Source organism: Alphaproteobacteria bacterium, assembly GCA_041396705.1.
Lineage (GTDB): Bacteria > Pseudomonadota > Alphaproteobacteria > CALKHQ01 > CALKHQ01 > CALKHQ01.
Map to the genome: position 1 here is coordinate 78601 of JAWKYB010000019.1, position 22529 is coordinate 101129.

Consider the following 22529-nt stretch of genomic DNA (forward strand, 5'->3'; position numbering starts at 1 on the left):
CGCCGCGCGGGCAACGGCCGGACCGGCCGGCACGGATAGCGCGCTAGCCAACCGCGTCGGGCCTGGGCTAGCGTGCCGCCATGGCGTTGCTGGAAATCAGGAATCTGTCGGTCCGCTTCCCGTTCGCAGACGGCGTGTTCGCCGCGGTCGAGGGCGTCGACCTCGACGTCGAGACCGGCGAGGTGCTGGGCGTGGTCGGCGAGAGCGGGTCCGGAAAGTCGGTGACGATGCTGGCGGTAATGGGACTGATCCCGTTTCCCGGCGAGGTCACCGCCGACCGGCTGACCTTCGACGGCATCGACCTGCGCGGGCTGTCGCCCCGCCGTCGCCGACGCATCGTCGGCAAGGACGTGGCGATGATCTTCCAGGAGCCGATGACCAGCCTCAATCCATGCTTCACGGTCGGCTTCCAGCTGACCGAGGCGCTGAAGGCGCATATCGGCGGCACGCGGCGCTGGCGGCGCGAGCGGGCGACGGAACTGTTGGACCAGGTCGGCATTCCGGCGGCCGGGGAGCGCCTGCGCGCGTTTCCGCATCAGCTTTCCGGCGGCATGTGCCAGCGGGTGATGATCGCGATGGCGATTGCGTGCAGCCCGCGCCTGCTGATCGCGGACGAGCCCACCACCGCGCTCGATGTCACCATCCAGGCCCAGATCATCGACCTGCTGCGGCGGCTGCAGGCCGCCGGCGACATGGCGCTGGTGCTGATCACGCACGACATGGGCGTGGTCGCCGAGGCGGCGGACCGCGTCGCGGTGATGTATGCCGGACAGGTGGTGGAGGTGGCCGGGGCCCGGCAGCTGTTCGACGGCCCGCGCCATCCCTATGCCGCCGCCCTGCTGGAGGCGCTGCCCGAGCGCAGCGCCGGCCGCGACCGGCTGCCGACCATTCCCGGCGTCGTCCCCGGCGCTTACGACCGGCCAGACGGCTGCCTGTTCAGTCCGCGCTGCAGCCGCGTCGATGCCGCATGCCGCGCCGCCCGGCCGCCGATGGCGCACGGCGACGGCCCCGCCGCGCGTCACGTGCGCTGTTTCCATCCCGTGCCGGCACCGTTGGCGGCATGACGGCGGCGATGGCGGAGGCGCCGGCGGCCGGCATGCTGGTCAGCGCACGCGGTCTCTGCCGTCACTATCCGGTCGGCGGCGGCGTGTTCAGCCGCGCCGGCCTGTTGAAGGCGGTCGACGGCGTCGACTTCGACCTCGCCGCCGGACGCACGCTGGCGGTGGTCGGAGAGAGCGGGTCGGGCAAGTCCACCCTCGCCCGTCTGGTCACCCGCATCGAGCCGCCGACGTCCGGCAGCCTGGCGATCGACGGTATCGACGCCGTGCGCCCCACCCTGCAGCAGGCGGCGGACATCCGCCGCAAGGTGCAGATGGTGTTCCAGAACCCGTTCGGCTCGCTCAACCCGCGCCGCAAGGTCGGTGCCGCGCTGGAGGAGGTGCTGGTCATCAACACCGACTGGCCGGCGGCAAGGCGGCGGGAGCGGGCAATCGAGATCATGGGCAAGGTCGGACTGCGCCCGGAGCACCACGCCCGCTATCCCCACATGTTCTCCGGCGGCCAGCGCCAGCGGATCGCGATCGCCCGCGCGTTGATGCTGGAGCCCAAGCTGGTGGTCGCCGACGAGCCCGTTTCCGCCCTCGACGTCTCGGTGCAGGCGCAGGTGCTCAACCTGATGAAGGACGTCCAGGAGGAATTCGGCCTGGCCTATCTGTTCATCAGCCACGATCTCAGCGTCGTCCGCCACGTCGCCCATGAGGTGCTGGTGCTCTATCTCGGCCGCACCGTCGAGCAGGGTCCGGCGCGCACCGTGTTCGCGCGCCCGCTGCATCCCTACACCCGTGCGCTGCTTGCCGCGACGCCCGCCGTCGACCCGGAGAACCGGGCCGAACGCGTGCCGCTGACCGGCGAGCTGCCGTCGCCGCTCGACCCGCCCTCGGGCTGCGTGTTCCGCACCCGCTGTCCGCTCGCCGCCGCCGTGTGCGCCGAGGAACAGCCGGCGCTGCGCGAGGTTTCCGGCCGCCGCGTCGCCTGCCACTTCGCCGAGCGGGCCGACGCCTGACCCCGCCTGCGCGGCACCGCGGCGACGTCACGCCGGACTCACACCGTTGTTATGCAACGTGCGCCGAATTGCGGTGCATTCGTTAGCTATGGGAACAAATACTGTGCAACGGGCCGGCAGCAAAGAACGGTCCATGATCGATTACTCGAACGACCGCACAGGAGACAGATCGATGACCAAGGCAAAGACCAGCGCGCTGGCTCTGGCCGCCCTCGCCAGCGGCGCCTTCGCCGCGGCAACGTTCGTCGCGCCCGCGCAGGCCGAGACGGTGAAGTGCTACGGCATCGCCAAGGCGGGCGAGAACGACTGCGCCAACGTCGCGGGCACCCACAGCTGCGCCGGCCAGTCGACCGTCGACTATTCCTTCGACGAGTGGAAGACCGCCGAGCAGGGCGACTGCCTGGCGATGGGCGGCAGCCTCGAAGGCGGCGACGGCATCAACGAAAAGATGATCGAGAGCTGAGCCGACTGCGCGGGCGGCGTGCCGCATTCTTCGGCATGCCACCTGTCCCGCCACCGGCGCGGACGGCCCAGTGACACCTTCCACCATCCCTGCCGCGGCGGGCGTGGGCCTGCGGCACGTGCACCTGGAGGCGTTCGCCCAGACCGCGCCCGCGGTTTCCTGGGTCGAAGTCCACTCCGAGAACTTTTTCGGCGACGGCGGGGCGCCGCTGCGTCTGCTCGACCGCGTCCGGCGCAACCATCCGGTCAGCCTGCACGGCGTCGGCCTGTCGCTGGGCTCGGCCGAGCGGCCTGACCCTGGCCACCTGCGCAAGGTCGCGGCCGTTGCTGAGCGCTACCAGCCGGGCCTGGTCTCGGAGCACGCCGCCTGGGCGGGCAGCGGCGGCGTCTATCTGAACGACCTGCTGCCGCTGCCCTACACCGAGGAGGCGCTTGACGTTCTGTGCCGCAACATCGCGATCGCGCAGGATGCCTTGGGTCGGCCGCTGCTGATGGAGAATCCGTCGACCTATCTGCGCTTCGCGGAGTCGACCATTCCCGAGTGGGAGTTCATGGCCGAGCTGCCGCGGCGCACCGGCTGCGGATTGCTGCTCGACGTCAACAACATCGTCGTGTCCTGCCTGAATCACGGCTATGACGCCGCCGCTTATCTCGATGCGATCGACCCGGCGACGGTCGGCGAGATCCACATCGCCGGCCACAGCACGCTCGAGATAGACGGCGCCGCGTTGCGCATCGACGATCACGCGTCGGCGCCGCCGACCGCGGTCTGGGACCTGCTCGACCGCGCGCTGCGGCGCTGCGGCCCGGTTCCGGTGCTGCTGGAATGGGACCAGGCGATCCCGCCGCTGCAGCGGCTTGTCGACGAGGCCGCCGGCGCCCAGGCCGCGATCGACCGCCTCGCCCGGGCAGCGACCCGGGAGGTCCGCCATGTTGCGTGAGTTGCAACGCGACTTCGCCGCCGGCCTGTTTGCGCCCGGCGGATCGCCTGTGCTGGAGCGGATCGTCGCCGACGGCATCGCGCCGGACCGCCGCCTGTTCGTCCACTTCAACACGGTCGCCCGCTCGCTGACCCAGGTGCTGGCAAACGCCTATCCCGCCCTGCACGGTCTGCTGGGCCCGGACGCCTTCCGCAGCGCCGCGCTGGACCATGTTCGCGCCCGGCCGCCGGCCGGCGCCGCGCTGCTTGCATATGGCGACGGGTTCGGCGCGGCGGCGGCCGCCGCGGCCCCGGATCTCGACCCGCAGCTGGTCGAGGCCGTCGCCGCGATCGAATGGGCACAGAAGCAGGCGTTCCATGCGGCCGATGCGCCGGTGCTGACGGCGGCAGCGCTGCAGGCGGTGCCGGCGGCGCAGCTGCCCGGACTCGTGCTGCGGCCGCATCCGGCGCTGCGGCTCTGCGCTGCGCCGACGGCCGGCTTTGCCGTCTGGTCGCGCGCGATCCAGGACGGGCCCGCGGCGCGCCGACTGGCGTCGACGGCCGAAGGGCCGAGCCATACGCTGATCGCGCGTCCGGAAAGTTCTGCAACGGTCACACCGGTGTCGCCGGGCCAGTATGCCCTGGTCGCCGCGCTGGCCGCCGGCCGGTGCCTCGGCGAAGCGGTCGAGGAAGCCGTCGCGGCCGATGACGGCCTCGACCTCGGCCGGGCCCTGCGCGAGCTGCCGGGACTGGCCGCCTTCTCGCACATCCACGCACACCCTGGGGAACAAGAAGATGGCGACAACGACTGAGGCCGGCCGCGCACGCGGCCGGCACGACGGCGGCCTGGCCGCTCTCTACCGGCGGGTCGACGATCTGGTCGGCGCAATTGCGGAGCCGGTGATCCTGCTCGGCCTTCGCGTTTACGTCTTCTACATTTTCTTCCGCTCCGGCCTGGCCAAGATCGACAATTTCGGCGGCACGGTGGACCTGTTCGCCAACGACGAATGGGGCTACGGGCCGGTGTCGTTCCTGCCGCCGGAAATCATGGCCTTCCTCGCCACCGCCTTCGAGCTGATCTGCCCGGTGCTGATCCTGATCGGCCTGCTGACGCGGCTGGCCAGCGTGCCGTTGCTGGCCATGACGATCCTGATCCAGTTCGTGCTGGCCGCCGCGATCCGCGACTATCACAACATCGAGCACTTCGTGTTCATGGCCGCGCTGGCGATCCTGCTTCGCTTCGGCCCCGGCCTCGTCTCGATCGACCACTGGTTGCGTCGGCGCGCCTGAGCCGGATCGCTGCAGATCGCCGCCGCCCGCCCTGCCGGGGCAGCCCGGCAGGGCCGATCGACCGCGCGGTTAACCGCGTCGCAACGCTCCCCCGCTATCGTTCCGGGCGAATATTTGCTTGGAGTGCACGCGATGTCTGGACTGGACGAACTGCGCAAGCGGGTTGAGGCTGCCGAGGAGCAGTTCGGGTTGATCGCGGCCCAGAGCAGGACCTACAGCGAGCGGCTGACCGGCCTGGTCAGCAAGATGGAACTGGTCCACACCGACCAGCAGCGCGAGATCGCCGCGCTGAACGGGCGTCTGGGCCAGTACGAGCAAGAGAACGGCAACCTGAAGTCGATGCTGCACAGCCTGTTGCACGCCATCGAGGCCGGCAGCCAGAGCGTGATGGGCCAGACCATGCGCGACCTGGAAGGGCGCGTCGGCCGGCTGATGGGCGACAAGCCCGCTCCGGCCGCCGGCGATGCGGACGACGCGGACGTTATGCTCGCGGAGGCCGACGAGGCCGAATGCGATGTCGCCGCGGCGGCCGACAATGCAGACGCCGCGGACGTTATGCTCGCGGCCGATGCCGACGATGCGGAGCTCGCGGCGGATTCGATGGCCGACGACGAGCCGGAGGCGGGCGAAGAGCTCGTCGCCGACGGCATGGACGACGCGGCGGCGGCGATGGCCGAGGACGAAGACCCGGCCGCCGAGATCGCCGACGCCGCCGACGAGGACAGCGCAGCCTTCGGCGAGGACGCCGAGGCGCTGGACCTGGCAGACGAGGCCGAAGAGGATTCGCTACTGGCGCACGGCGGCGACGTGATGATCGAGGAGCCGGCCGGCGCGGACGACGAGACGATCGAGTTCGAAGACGACGACGCGGCCGGCAGCCCTGCGCTGCAGTCCGCGAACATCGTCGAGCTGGACGACGCGCCCGACGAGACCGAGGCCGAGATCGAGCCCAGCTCGCCCAGCGACCTGCTGCAGCGCGTCGAGGCTGCGGCCAACGCGTTGCTGGCGGCCGGCCTGGATGCCGAAGCCGGCGGCGACGACGAGGACATCTCCGACGAGATCTCCGCCCTGCTGCAGGACGTGATCGACGTCGACGAGGACGAGCTGTTGCTGATGGACGAGGCAGCAGCCGGCGACGATGCCGCTTTGGAGGAGCCGGAAGAGGCCGCCGCCTGACCCGGGCGACGGCAGCCGATAGGCCCGCCGGACGTCGCGCGACAGACCGCTTGACCTGCGCGCAGGCGCGCGCACACTGCGCCTCCTGGCAGCGCAGGAGGGGCGGGCAATGGGCAAGACGGTCAACCTGACGGCGGGCGACGGCCATGGCTTCCAGGCCTATCTGGCCGAGCCGACCGGCACCCCGCGCTTCGGCCTGGTGGTGGTGCAGGAGATCTTCGGCGTCAATCCGCACATCCGCGGCCTGTGCGACGGCTTCGCCGCCGACGGCATACTGGCCGTGGCGCCGGCGCTGTTCGACCGGGTCGAGCGTGAGGTCGAGCTGGGCTACGACGCCGAGGGCGTAGCGGCCGGGCGCGCCCTGCGCGGGCAGATCGGCTGGGACGACCCGCTGCGCGACATCGCGGCCGCGGCGCACATCGCCGCCATCGGCGGGCGCGTCGGCATCGTCGGCTATTGCTGGGGCGGATCGCTTGCCTGGCTCACCGCCTGCCGCATGGGCGGCACCGTCGCAGCGGCGGTCGGCTACTACGGCGGCCAGATCCACGATTTCAGGGCCGAGACGCCGCAGGTGCCGGTGATGCTGCACTTCGGCGAGAAGGACGCGATGATTCCGCCGGACCACGTGGCGGCGATCGCCGCCGCCCATCCCGACGTGCCGGTGCACAGCTATCCCGCCGGCCATGGTTTCGGCTGCGACGCCCGGGCCGACTATCACGCCGACAGCGCGCGAACGGCGCGCGCCCGCACGCTGGACTTCTTCGTGCGTCACCTGGCCGGTTGAGGCGGCCGGCTCAGAATTTCTCGACCCAGGGCCGCAGTTCGATCTCCCAGGTCCAGGCGCTGCGCGGCTGGGTCGCCACCGCCCAGTAGGTCCGCGCGATCGCGTCCGGGTCGAGCGTGCTGTCGGGCTGGTCGCCGATGGTCTGCAGCCGCGGCGACCGGATCGCGCCGTCGATGACGAAATGAGCGACATGGATGTTGTGCGGCGCCAGCTCGCGCGCCAATGCCTGGGCCAGCCCGCGCTGGCCGAACTTGCCCATGGCGAAGGACGACGAGTTGGCGAAGCCCTTCACGCTGGCGCTGGCGCCGGTGAACAGCAGCGCGCCGTGTCCGCGCTGCAGCATCGCCCGCGTCGCCGCCTGCGCCACCAGGAAGCTGCCGAACGCCGTGATCTGCAGCGCATCCCACACCGCGCCCGGATCGAGGTCCGTCACCGCGCCGCGCACCCTGCCGCTGGCGTTGAACACCACCAGGTCGGGCGCACCCAGGGCCTCGGTGTGCGACGCGAACAGCGCCTCGACCGATTCCGCCTCGGAGACGTCGCAGACGAAGGCGCGCGCGCCGGTCTCGGCACAGAGGTCGGCCAGCTTGTCGGTATGGCGCGCCGCCAGTCCGACCCTCAGGCCTTCCGCGGCGAACAGGCGGGCCAGCGAGGCGCTGAGCCCCGGGCCGGCGCCGACGATCAGGGCGGATTCGAATTGCATGTCAGGGCTCCAAGCTGCGGCCGATCGCCGATCCGACGAAGGCGGGTGGCGGCGGCGATTGCCAGCGATGCGATAGCCGCCGAGAATGACGTTCCAGGCCAACATAGGGCGAAACCGGAGAATTGACGTGGATCTGACGCGCGCCGCTTCGATCGAGGACCTCAGGCTGCTCGCGCGGCGGCGCGTCCCGCGTTTCGCCTTCGATTTCATCGACGGCGGCGCGGAGGGGGAAGACGGGCTCCGGCGCAACAGCGCGGCATTCACCGACATTCGCCTGACGCCGCGCTATCTGGTCGACGTGTCGGCGCGCCGGCTGGAGACGACGCTGTTCGGCCGCAGCTATGCCGCGCCGTTCGGCATCGCGCCGATGGGTCTGCTCAACCTGATGTGGCCGGGCACCGACCTGGCGTTGGCCCGGTTGGCGGCGCGCGAGCGCATCCCCTACGGCACCAGCACCAACGCCTCGACGGAACTGGAGGCGCTGGCCGAGGCGGCTGAAGGCTATGGCTGGCTGCAACTCTACATTGCCGACCAGTCGACGATGACCGACGATCTGATCGCCCGCGGCAAGGCCGCCGGCTTCGAGGTCATGCTGCTGACCGTCGACGTGCCGGTGCGCGCCAAGCGCGACCGCGACCAGCGCAACGGCTTCAAGGTGCCGTTCCGGATGACGCCCGACATCGTCGCCCAGCTGGTCAGCCGGCCCGGCTGGTCGCTGGCGACGCGCCGGGCCGGCCCGCCCAATTTCGAGAGCCTGAAGCGCTACCACGGCGCCACCGACGTGCAGGCGCTGGCCCAGTTCCAGGCCGGCATCATCACCGGCCGCTTCGCCTGGGACGACCTGAAGCGGCTGCGCGACCGCTGGCCGGGCAAGCTGGTGGTCAAGGGTATCCAGGCGCCGGAGGACGCGGTGCGCTGCGTCGAGGCAGGCTGCGACGGCGTGATGGTGTCCAACCACGGCGGCCGGCAGGCGGCCTACGCCCCCGGCTCGATCGAATCGCTGCCGCTTGTGGCGGCCGCGATCGGCGGCAAGGTGCCGCTGCTGATCGACAGCGGCCTGCGCCGCGGCGAGGACGTCATCCGCGCCCGCGCGCTGGGTGCGACGATGGCGCTGTTCGGCCGCGCCTTCGCCTATGGCGCCGGTGCCGGCTGCGACACGGGGGTGGCGCGCGCGTTCGACATCCTGCGGCGCGAGCTGGACCTGGCGCTGGGCCAGCTCGGCGTGCCCGACATCGCCGCCGTCGGGCCCGACATGGTGATGGGCGCTTCGATCCCCGCCGCCGGATCGGCCCCGGCCCGCAAGCCCGCGTCGAAACGGAAGCCAAAAGCGCCAGACGGTCTGTAAGCCGGGTTCTGTCCGCCCGCCCCGAGGGACGGGGGGATGGCCATTCATCTGGGACGCACGTTGCCGTGCGCCTCGCGCGACCTACCCGGGTGTCGACGCGGAGACCCGCCTGGACGGAAGCGGGTCTCCCCGCCGGCCCGTCCGCCGCACCCCTATCTGGTCTTGCTCCCGGTGGGGTTTACCATGCCGTCCCCGTCGCCGGGGCCGCGGTGGGCTCTTACCCCACCCTTTCACCCTTGCCGCGCGGGCCTGAGCCGGCGCGGCGGTTTGCTTTCTGTGGCACTTTCCCTGGGGTCGCCCCCGCCGGGCGTTACCCGGCACCGTGTCTCCATGGAGCCCGGACTTTCCTCCCCGCCGCGGGTTGCCCCATTGCGGCAAGGCGACCATCCGACCGTCTGGCGCAGTCCCTATCTAGGGAGCGGTGCGTGCCAAGTGCAAGACCTGTGCGGCAAGCCGCGCGGTCTGCGCATCGACCAGTCCGTCGATGCGCGCCGGGCGCCAGCGGCGCTGGAACGCGCGCAAGCACGGCTCGAAGCCGTATTCGCCGACGCCGTAGCCGATCTCGACCAGGGCATCGGCGACCTCGACGCCGGGAGCCGGCGCCTCGGGGCCCGGCCAGAGGCCGACTCCGGCGGCGGCGAGCCGGCGCCAGGGAAACAGCTCGCCCGGGTCGGCCTTGCGGTTCGGCGCGATATCGGAATGGGCAACCACCTGCCGCGCCTGGATCGCATGACGTGCCAGGATCCCGCGGCTAAGCGCGATCACCGCCGCGATCTGACCGGCGGGGAACGGCGCCAGGCCCCAGTCGTGGCCGGTGTTGACGATCTCGATCCCGATCGAGCGGCTGTTCACGTCGGGCCGCCCGCGCCAGTGCGAGGGGCCGGCCTGCCACGCCCGGCGTTCCTCCGCCACATGCGCGTGGACCGTGCCGTCCATGTCGACGGTGTAGTGCGCGCTGACCTCGGCGACGGGATCGCACAGCCGCGCCAGGGCGCCCGCGCCGGTCTGCATCCCGGTGTAGTGCAACACCAGCATGTCGATCGCCACCCCGTCGGGGCGGGGGCCGTGGTTGGGCGACGGAGTCTCGACGATGCGCATCATCCGGTCAGGCGGTGGTGGTCGGCATCGGCGCGGTGGTGCGCGGCCGGCGGATCAGGATCACCGCGACGCCGACGATAATCAACCCGCCGCCGACCAGCGTGCGCCAGGTGATCGCCTCGCCCAGGAAAATCACCCCGGTGGTGATGCTGACCACCGGCACCAGCAGCATGGTCGGCATGACCTGGTTCAGCGCATAGCGGCCCAGCATGCGGTACCAGTAGCCGTAGCCGACGATGACGACCGCGACGGCCATGTAGACGGCCGCGAACCAGCCGCGCCAGTCGGGCGCGGTCAGCGCCTGCCACTGGCCGTCCTCCAGCAGCAGCGAGATCGCCAGCATCTGCGGCAGGGCGAAGACCGCGATCCAGCAGTTCAGCGTCTGGCCGGCGATCGGCTCGCCGCTGCGCAGCGCCATCCGCTTGATCTGGAAGGCACCCAGCGCCCAGGACAGCGATGCCGCCAGCACCAGCGCGACGTGGAACAGGTTGCCGGCCACCTCCGGCGCGCCGCCGATCACCAACAGCCCGGCGAAGGCGACCGCCATGCCGGCGGCCCGGCGCCAGCCGATCCGGTCGTCCAGGAACACCGCCGCCAGCACGGCGGAGAACGGAACCTGGAACTGGGTCAGCAGCGACGCGGTGCCGGCCTCGACATGGGTGACGCCATAGAACATGCAGCCGAAGTGAAAGCTGCCCAGCGTCACCGAGAGGATCAGGATCGGACGCAGATGCCGGCGCGGCAGCCGGTAGAACGGGACCAGCAGCGCGGCGACCAGCGCGAAGCGCAGCGTCATCAGCAGCAGCGGCGGAAAGACGGCGAAGCCGATCTTGGCGACGGCGAAGTTGCTGCCCCAGATCACGATCACGCCGAGCAGGAACAGAAGGTCGACCGGACGCACTAGCCCCCCGCCCGCTCGGCGGCCAGCCGCTCGCGCTTTTCCTCCAGCTCCACCCAGCGCGTCTCGCTGCGCTGCAGCGCCTCGCCGGTCGCGGTCATGGCGTCCACCAGTGTGCGATAGCGGGCCTGGTCGCGGCCGAACAGAGCCGGGTCGGCCATCTCCTGCTGCAGGGCGGCCAGCTTGGCCGTCAGCGCATCGATCTGCTCCGGCAGGCCGTCCAGCTCGCGCTGTTCCTTGTACGACAGTTTGGCCGCAGCCTGACGCGGGCGCGTCTCCTCCGCCTTCGGCCTGCCCGTGGCGACAGCAAGCGGCACGGCCGCCTGCCGCTGGCTCAGATAGTCGGTGTAGCCGCCGGGATACTCGTCGATCCGGCCGTCGCCTTCGACCGCAATGGTCGAGGTGACCAGCCGGTCGAGGAAATCGCGGTCGTGGCTGACCAGAATCAGGGTGCCGGCATAGTCGGCCAGCGCCTCCTCAAGCACGTCCAGCGTCTCCATGTCGAGGTCGTTGGTCGGCTCGTCGAGCACCAGCAGGTCGGCCGGCGCGGCCAGCTTGCGCGCCAGCAGCAGCCGGGCGCGCTCGCCGCCGGACAGGGTCGAGACCTGGGCGTTGGCGACGCGCTCGTCGAACAGATAATCTTTGAGGTAGGACACGACGTGCTTCGGCTTGCCAGCGACGAACACGGTGTCGCCGCCGTCGGGGCACAGCACCTTCCACGGCGTGGCACGCGGGTCGAGCTGCTCGCGCCGCTGATCGAAATAGGCGATCTTCAGCCCTTCGGCACGGCGCACCGTGCCGGCGTCCGGCCGCTCCTCGCCGATCAGCAGCCGCACCAGCGTGGTCTTGCCGGCGCCGTTGGCACCGATCACCCCGACCCTGTCGCCGCGCAGGATGCGGGTGGAGAAGCCGCGGGCGATCACCACGTCGCCCTGCGCCCCCGCAAAGCGCTTGTCCAGAGCTTCCGCCTCGACGACCAGCTTCGGCCCGGCGCCGGTGGCCGTGGCCGCGATCGTGGTCCTGGTGCCGAGCCCGCTGCGCCTTGCGGCAACGGCGGCACGCAGCTCGGCCAACAGGGCGAGCCGGCGCTGATTGCGTCGCCGCCGCGCGGTCACCCCGCGCAGGCGATAGCGCTCCTCCGCCTTCAGATGCTGGTCCATGCGGGCGGCTTCGGCTTCGCGCGCCTGCGCCACCTCTTCCTGCCAGTCCTCGAACGCGACGAAGCCGCGGTCGGTCACGAACAGCTGGCGGCTGTCGATCCAGACCATCCGGTTGGTCACGGCGCGCAGGAAAGTGCGGTCGTGGCTGACCACCAGCAGGGCGCCGCGATACGCCTTCAGCGTCTGCTCCAGCCATTCGATGGTGGCGATGTCCAGGTGGTTGGTCGGCTCGTCGAGCAGCAGCACGTCGGCGCCTTCGACCAGGGCACGCGCCAGTGCTGCGCGCCGCAGTTCGCCGCCGGACAGCGCGTTCGCCAGCCGATCCGGATCGAGCCCGAGGCCGTGCAGTGCGGCCTCGACCTCGTGCGGCTCCGCGACCTCGCCGGCGCCGGCGTAGCCGGCGACGGTCTGCAGCCCGGGCGACGGCGGCTCCTGCGACAGCACGCCGATTCGCACGCCCGGCCGCGCGAAACGATCGCCGGCGTCCGGCGCCAGCGCGCCGGTAAGCAGGCGGAACAACGTGGTCTTGCCGGCGCCGTTGCGGCCGACCAGCGCCGCCTTGTCGCCCGGCTGCAGGTGCAGGTCGACGCCGGCGAACAGGCGGCTGTCGCCCAGCGTCAGCGAAACGCCGCGCAGGGAAAGCAGGGGGGGCGGGGCCATCGGCTAGCTCAAGCCCCGTTCCTTGCGGATGCGGTCGTAGGCGTCGTTGATCTTCGCCAGCGTCTCGTTCGCCAGCGCGATGAAGTCTTCCGGCATGCCCTGGGCGACCAGCTTGTCGGGGTGGTTCTCGCGCACCAGTCGGCGATAGGCGCTCTTGATCGCGTCGTCGGCGGCGTCCGGCTTGACGCCGAGCACGGCATAGGGGTCGTCGGCCGGCACGCCGAGCCAGGCGGCACGAATGCGCTCGAACCGGCTCGGTTCGAAGCCGAAGATGGTGGCCACGCAACGCAGGAAGTGCAGCTCCTCGTCGCCGACCACGCCGTCCGCCTTGGCGATGTGGAACAGCGCGTTCAACAATTCTTCCAGCACCGCCGGGCTGTCGTGGAACATGCGCGCGATCTGGCGCGCATAGGGCTCGTAGCCGCGCGCATCGCGGCGGGCGAGGTTGAACAGGCGGCCGACGTTCTTGGCCTCGGCCGGCGGGACGTGGAACACCTGCTTGAAGGCGGCGACCTCGTCACGGGTGACCAGGCCGTCGGCCTTGGCCAGCTTGGCGCCCAGCGCGATCACGGCGATGGTGAAGGCGACGGGGCGCGCCGCCCTGCGGCCGTCATAGCCGTGCGCCACACGCGGCGGCGCCTCGGCCTCGGCGAAGCGGGTGTCGCCGCCCTGCCCGCCGGGGCGCTGCAACCCGTCGGCGACATGGCCGGCCACGCCCCCGAACAGGGCGCCGAGCGGGCCGCCGATGGCGAAGCCGGCGGCCGCGCCGAATAATTTGCCCCAGATGCTCAAAATCGTGTTCCGCGCCAGGCGATTTGCATCGAACGCCGCGACGGCCATTGCCGGCGGCAGCGGCGCACAAACAATCATTGCGCCCCGCGCCCGTCAATGCGCGCACGCCGCGACCGGCGGATCGTCATTTCGGCCTTACCGCATCCATGCCCGCTGGCCGCCGCGCGGAGGGATGGACCGGCTGCCGGCCCGCACCCCTGCCGCAGCCCCATGTCGCAGGCCCAAATCGGACAACGGCACCTCCGTCCGGTCCCGCGGCGGCGGCCACGAATACGCTCAGCCCGACGGGGTATCCCGCCCGTGCGCGTGGCGGCATTGGGCGGCCAGCAGCGCGGCGGCGACCGCCTTTGCGTCGCCCGCGGGATCGGTTTCGTGGCCGAGGTGGGCCGTGACGATCGCCCCTTCCTTCAGCAGCAGCAGCGCCCGCGCCAGCGTCGCCGGATCCTCGGCGCCGGATTCGGCGGCAATCTCGCGCACCTGCCGGTACAGCAACCGCTTGTGCTCGGCGGCCTGCGCATGGATGGGATGGTCCGGCTCGGGATATTCCGAGGCCGCCTTGATGAACATGCAGGACCGGAAATCCGGTGCGGCGAACCACTCCGCCAGCGCGTCGAACATCGCCAGCAACTGGGCCCGGGGCGGCCCCGCCTGCTCCATCCGGCGGAAAAGCCAGCTGCGGAAGTCCTGGTCGCGCAGCCGCAGCGCAGCGAGGATCAATTCCTCCTTGGTGCGGAAGTGCTTGAACATGGTGGTCTTCGAAATGCCGGTCTCGGCGGCCAGGAGGTCCATGCCCGTGGCATGGAACCCGTCCCGGTAGAAGACGACGAGCGCCTTGCGCACCAGCTCGTCTCGCTTGCTCGGACGCACGCAACCTCCTTCATGAACCGATCAGTATATGCAGGCTGGACACCGATCCGGCAAGAGTGAGCTGATTCTTACAGCAAAATCAATTCCCTCACGCGATGGACGCAAGATTCTTCGCGCAGGGCGTCATTTTTTTGCTTGCGTATATGAACAGATCGGTTTAGTTACCAGACATCAAAGCGAACAGATCGGTTCATATAGGAGAACCCCGATGACGCGACCACCCCTGCCGCCGTTCGATCGGGCAGCCGCCGCCGCCAAGGTGCGGGCCGCCGAGGACGCATGGAACAGCCGCGATCCCATCCGGGTCGCCGCTGCCTATACGGCGGACACGGCCTGGCGGAACCGCGTCGCCTTCCTCAACGGCCGGGCCGAGGTGGAAGCATTTCTCACCCGCAAGTGGCAGGAGGAGCTCGACTACCGGCTCATCAAGGAGCTGTGGGCGTTCGGCGGCGCGCGGATCGCGGTGCGCTTCGCCTACGAGGCGCGGCGACCGGACGGCGGATGGTTCCGCGCCTACGGCAACGAGAACTGGGAGTTCGCCCCCGACGGCCTGATGGCCGTGCGACGCGCCTCGATCAACGACCTTTCGATCGCCGAGAGCGACCGCCTTTTCCGCTGGCCGCTGGGACCGCGGCCGGCGGACCACCCCGGTCTCTCCGATCTCCAACTCTGAATCCTCGGAGAGACGGAGCCGACCAACTTCCACCCAACCGGGCCGTGTGCCCCTGAGACAGGAGACCGACCGATGACCACCTGCACCCATCGCCACCACGACGACAGCCCCGCCGACGGCCTGGGCCGGCGCGGATTCCTGACAGCGAGCGCGACCGGGATGGCGGTTGGCGCAGCCGCCACCGCCGTCGGCCTGGCCGCGCGGCGGGCCGACGCGGCCGGCCTCGACGCCTATGCCGAGCCGGCAGACCCGGCGCTGCCGTCGGCGACGATGGAACTGGAAAAGGGTCGCGCCGCGCTGTTGGTCGTCGACCCGCAGATCGACTTCCTCAGCCCGAACGGCGTGGCCTGGGGCGCGGTTGGCGAGAGTGTCATGGAGCACAACGTCGTCGCCAACATTGGCCGGCTGTTCCGCGCCGCCAAGGCCGCCGAAATGCCGGTGGTGATCTCGCCCCACTACTATTACCCGCACGACCACCGCTGGGGCTTCGAAGGCGCACTCGAGAAGGTGATGCACGCGATCGGCATGTTCGACCGCCCGGGCCCGCTGGACACCACGGGTCTGGAAGGTTCCGGTGCCGACTTCATGGCCGAGTACAAGGACTACATCCTCGACGGCCGCACGATCGTGGCATCGCCGCACAAGATCTATGGGCCGGAGCAGAACGACGCCGGGCTGCAGTTGCGCAAGCTCAGGGTCGACCAGATCGTGCTCGCCGGAATGTCCGCCAATCTCTGCGTCGAGGCCCACATGCGCGAATTCATCGAGCAGGGCTTCGAGGTCGCCGTGGTGCGCGATGCAACCGCAGGCGCCAAGGTGCCGGAGGGCGACGGCTACCTCGCCGCTCTGATCAACTTCCGGATGATGGCCAATGCCGTCTGGGCGACCGACGAGGCGGTGGCCCGGATGACCGCGCTCGCCGCCTGACCGCCACTCCCGACCCCACATCGGCCTGGCCGCACCGCGGCCGGCCGCCCGGTTCGGAAACGCGGCCCAAGGGTCCTGGACCCGACTGCGTTCCGAAGCCGCCGGTATCGCCGGCGGATCGCCACCCGCGCGCCCAGGGCCCGCGGGAACCGCCAAACCTGCCCGCGGTGCCAGACGCCCGCGGGCGCAAGAGAAGGACCGACGAAAATGAAGACATTCACCACCCTGTTCGCCGCCGCAGCCGCTACCGTCGCGATCGCCACCGCGGGCTTCGCCGCCGACGAATACAATGTGTCGACGGGCACCACGCTGAGCGGCGCAGGCGTCGCGCTGCGCGGTGTCGATGCGGTTGCACTGGCCACCGGACCGGCGGTGACCGCGGGCGACGCGGCCTACACCTTAGAGCATGACGGCGTCGCCTACTACTTCGCGTCGGCGGAGTCGCTCGCACAATTCGCCGCGGAGCCGCAAGCCTACATGCCCGCATATGGCGGGTTCTGCGCCTTCGGCGTGGCCATCGGCCTGAAGCTCGACGCCGATCCGCATTTCGCCGATATCGTCGACGGCAAGCTCTACGTGTTCCTGAACGCCGTCGCGTTCGGGAAGTACCTGGACGACAAGGAAGGAACGCTCGCCCGGGCCGAAGCGAACTGGCCGGCGCTGCACCACGTCGCCGTCCCGGAGATCAACCGCAGTTCCGCCGTTGGTGGCTGAGCAGCCGTCCGACAGCATGTCGCCGGCGAAGCGCTGACGGAGGCCGGTCCTCCGTCAGCGGATGGCCGGCAGCGGTCGCGGCGCGCATCGGCCGGGAAGAAAGCCGCAGGCGCACGGCAGTCGGTGTGCGGTGGCGGCGCGGCCCTCAGGCGGCGCGGATTTCCTGCAGGAAGCGGCCCATCTCGCCGCTCACCGCGATCGCCTGCTCCGACATTCCGGCTGCGGCTTCCGCCACCTCCTGGGCCGCGCGACTGGTCTGCGCCGCCGTCTCGGTGACGTCGAGGATGTTCGTGGTGACCGCCTGGGTACCTTCGGCCGCGGCCTCGACATTGGACGCGATCTCGCTGGTGGCGGCGGCCTGCTGCTCGACCGCTGCGGCGATCGCCGCCGCGATCTCGTTGACCTGCCTGACGATGGCCGAGACGCCGGAGACGCCGTCCACGGTCAGGCGGGTCGCATCCTGGATGCTGGCGACGTGCGCGACGATCTCGTCGGTGGCCCGGGCGGTCTGGCTGGCCAGCGCCTTCACCTCGCCGGCGACGACGGCGAAGCCCTTGCCGGCCTCGCCGGCCCGTGCCGCCTCGATCGTCGCGTTGAGCGCAAGCAGGTTGGTCTGGGCGGCGATCTCCGAGATGATGCCAACCACCTCGCCGATCCGCTGGGCCGCCTCGGCCAGCCCGCGCACATGCTCGCTGGTGCGCTCGGTATCGTCGGTCGCCTGGGCGGTCGCGTCGGCGGAACGCCCCGCCTGCTCGCCGATTTCGCGGATCGCCGCGCGCAGCTGCTCGGCCGCCGCCGCGACGGTGTGGACGTTCTGCGCCGAGCTGTCGGCCGCACCGGCGACCAGACCGGCCTTTTCGCTGGTCTTGCCCGCGTTGCTCTTCATCGTCGCAGCGGTGTCGTTCAGCTGCATCGATGCGGTCTCGACCGTCGTCGACATGTCGCGCAACGCGGTCTCGAACCGGACCATCACGCCGTCGAACTGCCGGACCTTGCGGTGCATGGCGTCGGTCGCGCCATTCATGATCCGCGCACCGTTGGCGAACGCGCCGCTCATGCCGGTCTCGATGATGCGGCGGAAATACTTGTTGCGGCTGACATACTCCATCGATGCCGCGCTCTCGCGGACGAAGGCGTCGGCACGGTCGACCAGTTCGTTCACCGTCCACATCAGGTCGCCGAGCTCGCCACGCTGGTCGACATGGATCAGGCGCGCCTCGAAGTCGCCCTCGGCCGCCGCCCGGCCGACCCCGACCGTCCGCCGGATGGCCGTACGGGCCGCGCCGACGAACCGCAAACCCAGCGCCGCGACGGCGAGCAGGCTCAGCCCGCAGGCCGAGCCGACGCCGAGCAGGGGACCGAATACCGCCGCGTCGCCGATCAGGATGACCCCGACCGCGCCCGCGAGCGCGAAGGCCGCCTGCGCCCTAAAGAGAGAAGATGAGTTCGTCATAGCCGATGCCCTTCTCGGCCAGCAGGCCGGCCAGCATGCGATAGGAAGCGGCCATGCCCGCCTTGCGGTCGGCATGCCGATCCTCTTCCGCCTTCAACTGCGCATAGAGCGGCATGATCGTCCCCTCGACGATGCCGCGGTCCGGCACGCGCCGACTGGAGTGGTAGCCCACCACGCTGCCGGCGCCGTCCACGCTTGGCGTGACGTGCGCGAAGACCCAGTAGTGATCGCCGTTCTTGGTCAGGTTCACCACATAGGCGAAGATCTCGTGCCGCTCGGCCAGGGTGTCCCACAGCAGCTTGAAGACACAGCGCGGCATGTCGGGATGCCGCAGGATGCTGTGCGGCGCCCCGATCAGTTCCGCCTCGGTGAAGCCCGCCACCTCGATGAACGTCCGGTTCGCATAGGTGATGTGCCCGGTGAGGTTGGTCTTGCTGACGATGATCGAGCCGGCGTCGAAAAACCGTTCGACCCCGGTCGGCTTCACCGTCCGGCTGATCTTGCGTGCCGCGGGACGTGTCCCGGCTTGTCCGTGCAGACGAGTAATCAGCGACATCCGTCGTTCACCCTGTACCGCTCAGGTCCAAACGTCGATCATATCACACACGATCCACGTAGAAATTGCGATGCCCTGGACCATCATTCCAATTGGCGAAGATATCGCCAATGCGTTAAGGCGCGCTTTACTTGGTCTGAATTCATGCGCACCGAAAGTTGCTCTTCTCGTATCGGGTCGATACTTTTTTCGTGCCGCATTCCGTGATGCGTTTCCTGCGCTGTTTCCGGCACGCCCCCGGCAATTGCCGGGCAACGGCCGGCCGACCCGCCGCGGCTGTTGCCCGAGGCCCCGGCGCTGCTATACCTCGGCCATGGCCATCCCCTGCGCACCCGAGACCGGAAACGCCCGCGTGACCGCATCATGAACCGACCCGAGTCCGTCGACGACAGGCGGTGGCAGTTCTGGATCGACAGGGGCGGGACCTTCACCGACATCGTCGCCCGGCGGCCCGACGGCAGCCTGGTCAGTCACAAGCTGTTGTCCGAGAACCCGGAGCGCTACCGCGATGCGGCGCTGCAGGGAATCCGCGACCTGCTCGGGATCGGCCCGGACGAAGCCATCCCGGCGGCCCGGATCGCGGCCGTGAAGATGGGCACCACGGTCGCCACCAACGCGCTGCTGGAACGCAAGGGCGACCGCACCCTGCTGGTCACGACCCGCGGCTTCGCCGATGCGCTGCGCATCGGCTACCAGAACCGACCCGACCTGTTCGCCCGCCACATCGTGCTGCCGGAATTGCTGTACGAGCGGGTCGCCGAGGTCGACGAGCGGGTTTCCGCCGCCGGCGCGGTGCTGGTGCCGCTGGATGAGGCCGGCGCGCGAGCCGCGCTCGCGGCCGCCCATGCCGAGGGCATACGCGCGGTGGCGATCCTGTTCATGCACGGCTACCGCTATCCCGACCACGAGCGGCGCGTCGCCGCCCTGGCCCGCGCGGCCGGATTTACCCAGGTCTCCGCCAGCCATGCGGTCAGCCCGCTGATCAAGCTGGTCTCGCGCGGCGACACGACGGTGGTCGACGCCTATCTGTCGCCGATCCTGCGCCGCTATGTCGACCGGGTCGCGGCGGAGCTGGGGGGCACCCGGCTGATGTTCATGCAGTCCAACGGCGGGCTCAACGATGCCGCGCTGTTCCAGGGCAAGGACGCCATCCTCTCCGGCCCCGCCGGCGGCGTGGTCGGCATCGCGGAGACCGCCCGCCGCGCCGGCTTCGACAAGGTGATCGGCTTCGACATGGGCGGCACCTCGACCGACGTGTCCCATTTCGACGGCAGCTTCGAGCGCACCTTCGAGACCTTGGTGGCCGGCGTGCGCATGCGCGCGCCGATGATGCGCATCCATACCGTCGCGGCCGGCGGCGGCTCGCTCCTGCAGTTCGACGGATCGCGCTACCGGGTCGGGCCGGCCAGCGCCGGCGCCGACCCGGGCCCGGCCTGCTATCGCCGCGGCGGCCCGCTGACGGTCACCGACGCCAACGTGATGCTGGGACGCGTCCAGCCCGCGTTCTTCCCCGCCGTCTTCGGCTCCGGCGGCGACCAGCCGCTCGACACGGACCGCGTCGGCACCGCATTCGCCGCGTTGGCCGATCAGATCCAGGCGGCCACGGGCGACGCGCGCGACCCGTTCGCGGTCGCCGAGGGTTTCCTGCGCATCGCGGTCGAGAACATGGCCAACGCGATCAAACAGATCTCGATCCAGCGCGGATACGACGTCACCGAATACGCGCTGGGCTGCTTCGGCGGCGCCGGCGGCCAGCACGCCTGCCAGGTTGCCGACGCACTGGGCATGACGACGGTGTTCATCCACCCGCTGGCCGGCGTGCTGTCGGCCTACGGCATGGGCCTGGCCGACATCCGCGCGCTGCGCGAGGCGACGGTGGAAGCGCCGCTGGTGGAGGCGCCTGCGGCGATGGCGGCGCGGCTGGACGCGATGGCGGCGGATGCCGTCGGCGAGTTGCATGCCCAGGGCGTCGCCGACCGCCAGATCGGCGTCGAACGCCGCGTCCATGTCAAATACGAGGGCACCGACACCGCGCTGGTCGTGCCGTTCGGCGAGCCCGCCGCGATGAGCGCCGCGTTCGAAAGCGCCTATCGCCGGCAGTACGGCTTCGTGATGGAAGGCCGCCGGCTGGTTGCCGACGCCGTTTCGGTGGAGGCCGTCGGCGCGATGGAGATGCCGGCGGAGGCGTTCGCAGCAGGGGACGGCCCCGGCGGCAGCGGTGCGCCGGCCACGCATGCCCCGGTCTATCGCGACGGCGCCATGCAGGCGACGCCGGTTTTCCGACGCGCGGCCCTGCGCCCCGGCGACACCGTCGAAGGCCCGGCGATCGTGGTGGAGGACACCGCCACGACCGTGGTCGAGGACGGCTGGCGCGCGTCGCTCGACACGCGCGGCAGCCTGGTGCTGCGCCGGGTGCGGCCGCTGACCCGCACCGTCGCCGTCGGCACCGCGGTCGACCCGGTGATGCTGGAGGTGTTCAACAACCTGTTCATGTCGATCGCGGAGCAGATGGGCTCGGCGCTGCAGAACACCGCCTATTCGGTGAACATCAAGGAGCGGCTGGACTTCTCCTGTGCCGTCTTCGCGGCCGACGGGGCGCTGATCGCCAATGCGCCGCACATGCCCGTCCACCTCGGCTCGATGTCGGAAAGCGTGCGCGCTGTGATCGCGGCCCGCGGCGACACGATGAACCCGGGCGACGTCTACGTGCTGAACGCGCCCTACAACGGCGGCACCCACCTGCCCGACATCACCGTCGTGACCCCGGTGTTCGACCAGACCGACGGCACGCTGCTGTTCTTCGTCGGCAGCCGCGGTCACCACGCCGACGTCGGCGGCCTCACCCCCGGCTCGATGCCGCCCGACAGTCGCACGGTCGAGGACGAGGGCGTGCTGATCGACAACCGCCTGCTGGTCGACCGCGGCCGCTTCCTGGAAGCGGAGATGCGCGACCTGCTGGCGTCCGGCCCGCATCCGGCGCGCAACATCGACCAGAACATCGCCGACCTGCGCGCGCAGATCGCCGCCTGCGAAAAGGGCGTGCAGGAGTTGCGCCGCATGGTCGCGCACTACGGGCTGGCGGTCGTGCGCGCCTATATGGGCCATGTCCAGGACAATGCCGAGGAGCAGGTGCGCCGCGTGCTGGACGTGCTGAAGGACGGCAGCTTCGCCTGCCCGATGGACAATGGCGCCGAGATCCGCGTGGCGATCCGCATCGACCGGGCCGCACGGCGTGCAGTGGTCGATTTCACCGGCACGTCGGCGCAGCGCCCGGACAACTTCAACGCCCCGCGGGCGGTCTGCCGCGCGGCGGTGCTCTACGTGTTCCGCACCCTGGTCGACGACGCCATCCCGATGAACGAGGGCTGCCTGAAGCCGATCGAGATCGTCACGCCCGCCGGCTCGATGCTGAACCCGGTCTATCCGGCCGCCGTCGTCGCCGGCAACGTCGAGACCAGCCAGATGATCGCCGATGCGCTGTATGGCGCGCTGGGCGTGCTGGCCGGCGCCCAGGGCACGATGAACAATGTGACATTCGGCAATGCGCGCCATCAGTATTATGAAACGTTGTGCGGCGGCGCCGGCGCGGGCCCCGGCTTCGACGGGGCTTCGGCCGTGCACACGCACATGACCAATTCGCGCCTGACCGACCCGGAGGTGCTGGAATGGCGCTTCCCGGTGGTGCTGGAGAGCTTCGCGATCCGGCGCGGCAGCGGCGGCGCCGGACGCTGGCGCGGGGGCGACGGCGTGGTGCGCCGGATTCGGTTCGGCGAGGCGATGCAGGCGTCGATCCTGTCGGGCCATCGGCACATTCCGCCGCACGGCCTGGATGGCGGCGCGCCCGGCCAGTGCGGATGCAACCGGGTATTGCGCCGGGACGGCGGCGCTGAGACACTGGCGGGCGCCGATGGCGCGCGATGGAAGCGGGCGACGTGCTGGAGATCGCCACCCCGGGCGGTGGCGGCTTCGGGTCGGCGCGTTGACGAGTCC

Annotated in this window: 19 protein-coding genes, 1 other RNA gene and 2 pseudogenes; 13 read left to right on the forward strand and 9 right to left on the reverse strand. The window is 70.5% G+C overall.

Translation table 11 applies throughout. The annotated features are described in order from the left end of the window. Positions 1 to 80: 80 nt before the first annotated feature. The 8 genes from R3F55_22710 to R3F55_22745 all read left to right on the forward strand — a co-directional run bounded on the left by R3F55_22710 (position 81) and on the right by R3F55_22745 (position 6693). Positions 81 to 1064, forward strand: a complete 984-nt coding sequence (locus tag R3F55_22710; protein MEZ5670188.1) for an ABC transporter ATP-binding protein — start codon at positions 81 to 83, stop codon at positions 1062 to 1064. Beyond that, entirely contained in the window at positions 1061 to 2062 is a 1002-nt protein-coding gene (locus tag R3F55_22715) for a dipeptide ABC transporter ATP-binding protein (GenBank protein ID MEZ5670189.1), read from the forward strand. The genes R3F55_22710 and R3F55_22715 overlap by 4 nt, the downstream gene beginning before the upstream one ends. A gap of 172 nt (positions 2063 to 2234) precedes the next feature. Further along, on the forward strand, positions 2235 to 2525 hold the full coding sequence (locus tag R3F55_22720; protein ID MEZ5670190.1) for a DUF2282 domain-containing protein: 291 nt from the start codon (positions 2235 to 2237) through the stop codon (positions 2523 to 2525). Positions 2526 to 2595: 70 nt separating this feature from the next. Then, positions 2596 to 3465: a DUF692 domain-containing protein gene (locus R3F55_22725; protein ID MEZ5670191.1), complete on the forward strand. Its 870-nt coding sequence runs from the start codon at positions 2596 to 2598 to the stop codon at positions 3463 to 3465. After that, entirely contained in the window at positions 3455 to 4255 is an 801-nt protein-coding gene (locus tag R3F55_22730; protein ID MEZ5670192.1) for a DNA-binding domain-containing protein, read from the forward strand. Before R3F55_22725 ends, R3F55_22730 begins: the two co-directional genes overlap by 11 nt. Continuing rightward, on the forward strand, positions 4239 to 4733 hold the full coding sequence (locus R3F55_22735; protein ID MEZ5670193.1) for a DoxX family protein: 495 nt from the start codon (positions 4239 to 4241) through the stop codon (positions 4731 to 4733). Before R3F55_22730 ends, R3F55_22735 begins: the two co-directional genes overlap by 17 nt. 132 nt (positions 4734 to 4865) lie before the next feature. Next, the gene (locus R3F55_22740; GenBank protein ID MEZ5670194.1) at positions 4866 to 5909 is read left to right on the forward strand and encodes a hypothetical protein; all 1044 of its coding nucleotides are present in this window, start codon (positions 4866 to 4868) and stop codon (positions 5907 to 5909) included. 109 nt (positions 5910 to 6018) lie between these two features. After that, positions 6019 to 6693, forward strand: coding sequence for a dienelactone hydrolase family protein (locus R3F55_22745; GenBank protein ID MEZ5670195.1), 675 nt, complete (start codon positions 6019 to 6021; stop codon positions 6691 to 6693). A 10-nt stretch (positions 6694 to 6703) separates the two neighbouring features. On the opposite strand, the gene R3F55_22750 is transcribed toward R3F55_22745, so the two are convergent. Further along, positions 6704 to 7396 carry an SDR family NAD(P)-dependent oxidoreductase gene (locus R3F55_22750; protein ID MEZ5670196.1) on the reverse strand — a complete coding sequence of 231 codons (693 nt, stop codon included), beginning with the start codon at positions 7394 to 7396 and terminating at the stop codon, positions 6704 to 6706. Positions 7397 to 7481: 85 nt separating this feature from the next. On the opposite strand from R3F55_22750, the pseudogene R3F55_22755 reads away from it, so the two are divergent. Continuing rightward, positions 7482 to 8594, forward strand: a pseudogene (locus tag R3F55_22755) (alpha-hydroxy acid oxidase). A 128-nt stretch (positions 8595 to 8722) separates the two neighbouring features. Here R3F55_22755 and rnpB read toward each other — a convergent pair. From rnpB to R3F55_22785, 6 genes are all read right to left on the reverse strand, one after another. Then, an RNA gene (rnpB, locus tag R3F55_22760) (RNase P RNA component class A) lies at positions 8723 to 9140 on the reverse strand. 12 nt (positions 9141 to 9152) lie between these two features. After that, positions 9153 to 9842, reverse strand: a complete 690-nt coding sequence (locus tag R3F55_22765) for an N-acetylmuramoyl-L-alanine amidase (GenBank protein ID MEZ5670197.1) — start codon at positions 9840 to 9842, stop codon at positions 9153 to 9155. Positions 9843 to 9846: 4 nt separating this feature from the next. After that, complete coding sequence (locus tag R3F55_22770) at positions 9847 to 10740, reverse strand: EamA family transporter (protein ID MEZ5670198.1); 894 nt, start codon at positions 10738 to 10740, stop codon at positions 9847 to 9849. Beyond that, positions 10740 to 12557, reverse strand: coding sequence for an ATP-binding cassette domain-containing protein (locus R3F55_22775; protein ID MEZ5670199.1), 1818 nt, complete (start codon positions 12555 to 12557; stop codon positions 10740 to 10742). The genes R3F55_22770 and R3F55_22775 overlap by 1 nt, the downstream gene beginning before the upstream one ends. A 3-nt stretch (positions 12558 to 12560) precedes the next feature. Then, the gene (locus R3F55_22780) at positions 12561 to 13349 is read right to left on the reverse strand and encodes a TerB family tellurite resistance protein (GenBank protein MEZ5670200.1); all 789 of its coding nucleotides are present in this window, start codon (positions 13347 to 13349) and stop codon (positions 12561 to 12563) included. A gap of 276 nt (positions 13350 to 13625) precedes the next feature. Continuing rightward, positions 13626 to 14216: a TetR family transcriptional regulator gene (locus tag R3F55_22785; protein ID MEZ5670201.1), complete on the reverse strand. Its 591-nt coding sequence runs from the start codon at positions 14214 to 14216 to the stop codon at positions 13626 to 13628. A gap of 208 nt (positions 14217 to 14424) precedes the next feature. On the opposite strand from R3F55_22785, the gene R3F55_22790 reads away from it, so the two are divergent. The 3 genes from R3F55_22790 to R3F55_22800 all read left to right on the forward strand — a co-directional run bounded on the left by R3F55_22790 (position 14425) and on the right by R3F55_22800 (position 16530). Then, on the forward strand, positions 14425 to 14889 hold the full coding sequence (locus tag R3F55_22790; protein MEZ5670202.1) for a DUF1348 family protein: 465 nt from the start codon (positions 14425 to 14427) through the stop codon (positions 14887 to 14889). A gap of 159 nt (positions 14890 to 15048) precedes the next feature. After that, entirely contained in the window at positions 15049 to 15816 is a 768-nt protein-coding gene (locus R3F55_22795) for a cysteine hydrolase (GenBank protein MEZ5670203.1), read from the forward strand. Between the two features lie 207 nt (positions 15817 to 16023). Beyond that, positions 16024 to 16530 (forward strand): YHS domain-containing (seleno)protein, encoded by a 507-nt coding sequence (locus R3F55_22800; protein MEZ5670204.1) that lies wholly within the window; start codon positions 16024 to 16026, stop codon positions 16528 to 16530. Positions 16531 to 16675: 145 nt separating this feature from the next. On the opposite strand, the gene R3F55_22805 is transcribed toward R3F55_22800, so the two are convergent. Then, a complete protein-coding gene (locus R3F55_22805) occupies positions 16676 to 17983 on the reverse strand; it encodes a methyl-accepting chemotaxis protein (protein ID MEZ5670205.1) in 1308 nt (435 codons plus the stop codon). Next, positions 17958 to 18482: a PAS domain-containing protein gene (locus tag R3F55_22810; GenBank protein MEZ5670206.1), complete on the reverse strand. Its 525-nt coding sequence runs from the start codon at positions 18480 to 18482 to the stop codon at positions 17958 to 17960. The genes R3F55_22805 and R3F55_22810 overlap by 26 nt, the downstream gene beginning before the upstream one ends. Before the next feature lie 420 nt (positions 18483 to 18902). Between R3F55_22810 and R3F55_22815 the strand changes: the two are divergent. Further along, positions 18903 to 22522: pseudogene (locus tag R3F55_22815) on the forward strand (hydantoinase B/oxoprolinase family protein). Positions 22523 to 22529: the final 7 nt, after the last annotated feature.

Coding starts and splice junctions, on each gene's coding strand:
- R3F55_22710 (MEZ5670188.1), top strand. CDS start 81: ATGGCGTTGCTGGAAATCAGGAATCTGTCGGTCCGCTTCCCGTTCGCA.
- R3F55_22715 (MEZ5670189.1), top strand. CDS start 1,061: ATGACGGCGGCGATGGCGGAGGCGCCGGCGGCCGGCATGCTGGTCAGC.
- R3F55_22720 (MEZ5670190.1), top strand. CDS start 2,235: ATGACCAAGGCAAAGACCAGCGCGCTGGCTCTGGCCGCCCTCGCCAGC.
- R3F55_22730 (MEZ5670192.1), top strand. CDS start 3,455: ATGTTGCGTGAGTTGCAACGCGACTTCGCCGCCGGCCTGTTTGCGCCC.
- R3F55_22735 (MEZ5670193.1), top strand. CDS start 4,239: ATGGCGACAACGACTGAGGCCGGCCGCGCACGCGGCCGGCACGACGGC.
- R3F55_22740 (MEZ5670194.1), top strand. CDS start 4,866: ATGTCTGGACTGGACGAACTGCGCAAGCGGGTTGAGGCTGCCGAGGAG.
- R3F55_22745 (MEZ5670195.1), top strand. CDS start 6,019: ATGGGCAAGACGGTCAACCTGACGGCGGGCGACGGCCATGGCTTCCAG.
- R3F55_22750 (MEZ5670196.1), bottom strand. CDS start 7,396: ATGCAATTCGAATCCGCCCTGATCGTCGGCGCCGGCCCGGGGCTCAGC.
- R3F55_22765 (MEZ5670197.1), bottom strand. CDS start 9,842: ATGATGCGCATCGTCGAGACTCCGTCGCCCAACCACGGCCCCCGCCCC.
- R3F55_22775 (MEZ5670199.1), bottom strand. CDS start 12,557: ATGGCCCCGCCCCCCCTGCTTTCCCTGCGCGGCGTTTCGCTGACGCTG.
- R3F55_22790 (MEZ5670202.1), top strand. CDS start 14,425: ATGACGCGACCACCCCTGCCGCCGTTCGATCGGGCAGCCGCCGCCGCC.
- R3F55_22795 (MEZ5670203.1), top strand. CDS start 15,049: ATGGCGGTTGGCGCAGCCGCCACCGCCGTCGGCCTGGCCGCGCGGCGG.
- R3F55_22800 (MEZ5670204.1), top strand. CDS start 16,024: ATGAAGACATTCACCACCCTGTTCGCCGCCGCAGCCGCTACCGTCGCG.
- R3F55_22805 (MEZ5670205.1), bottom strand. CDS start 17,983: ATGACGAACTCATCTTCTCTCTTTAGGGCGCAGGCGGCCTTCGCGCTC.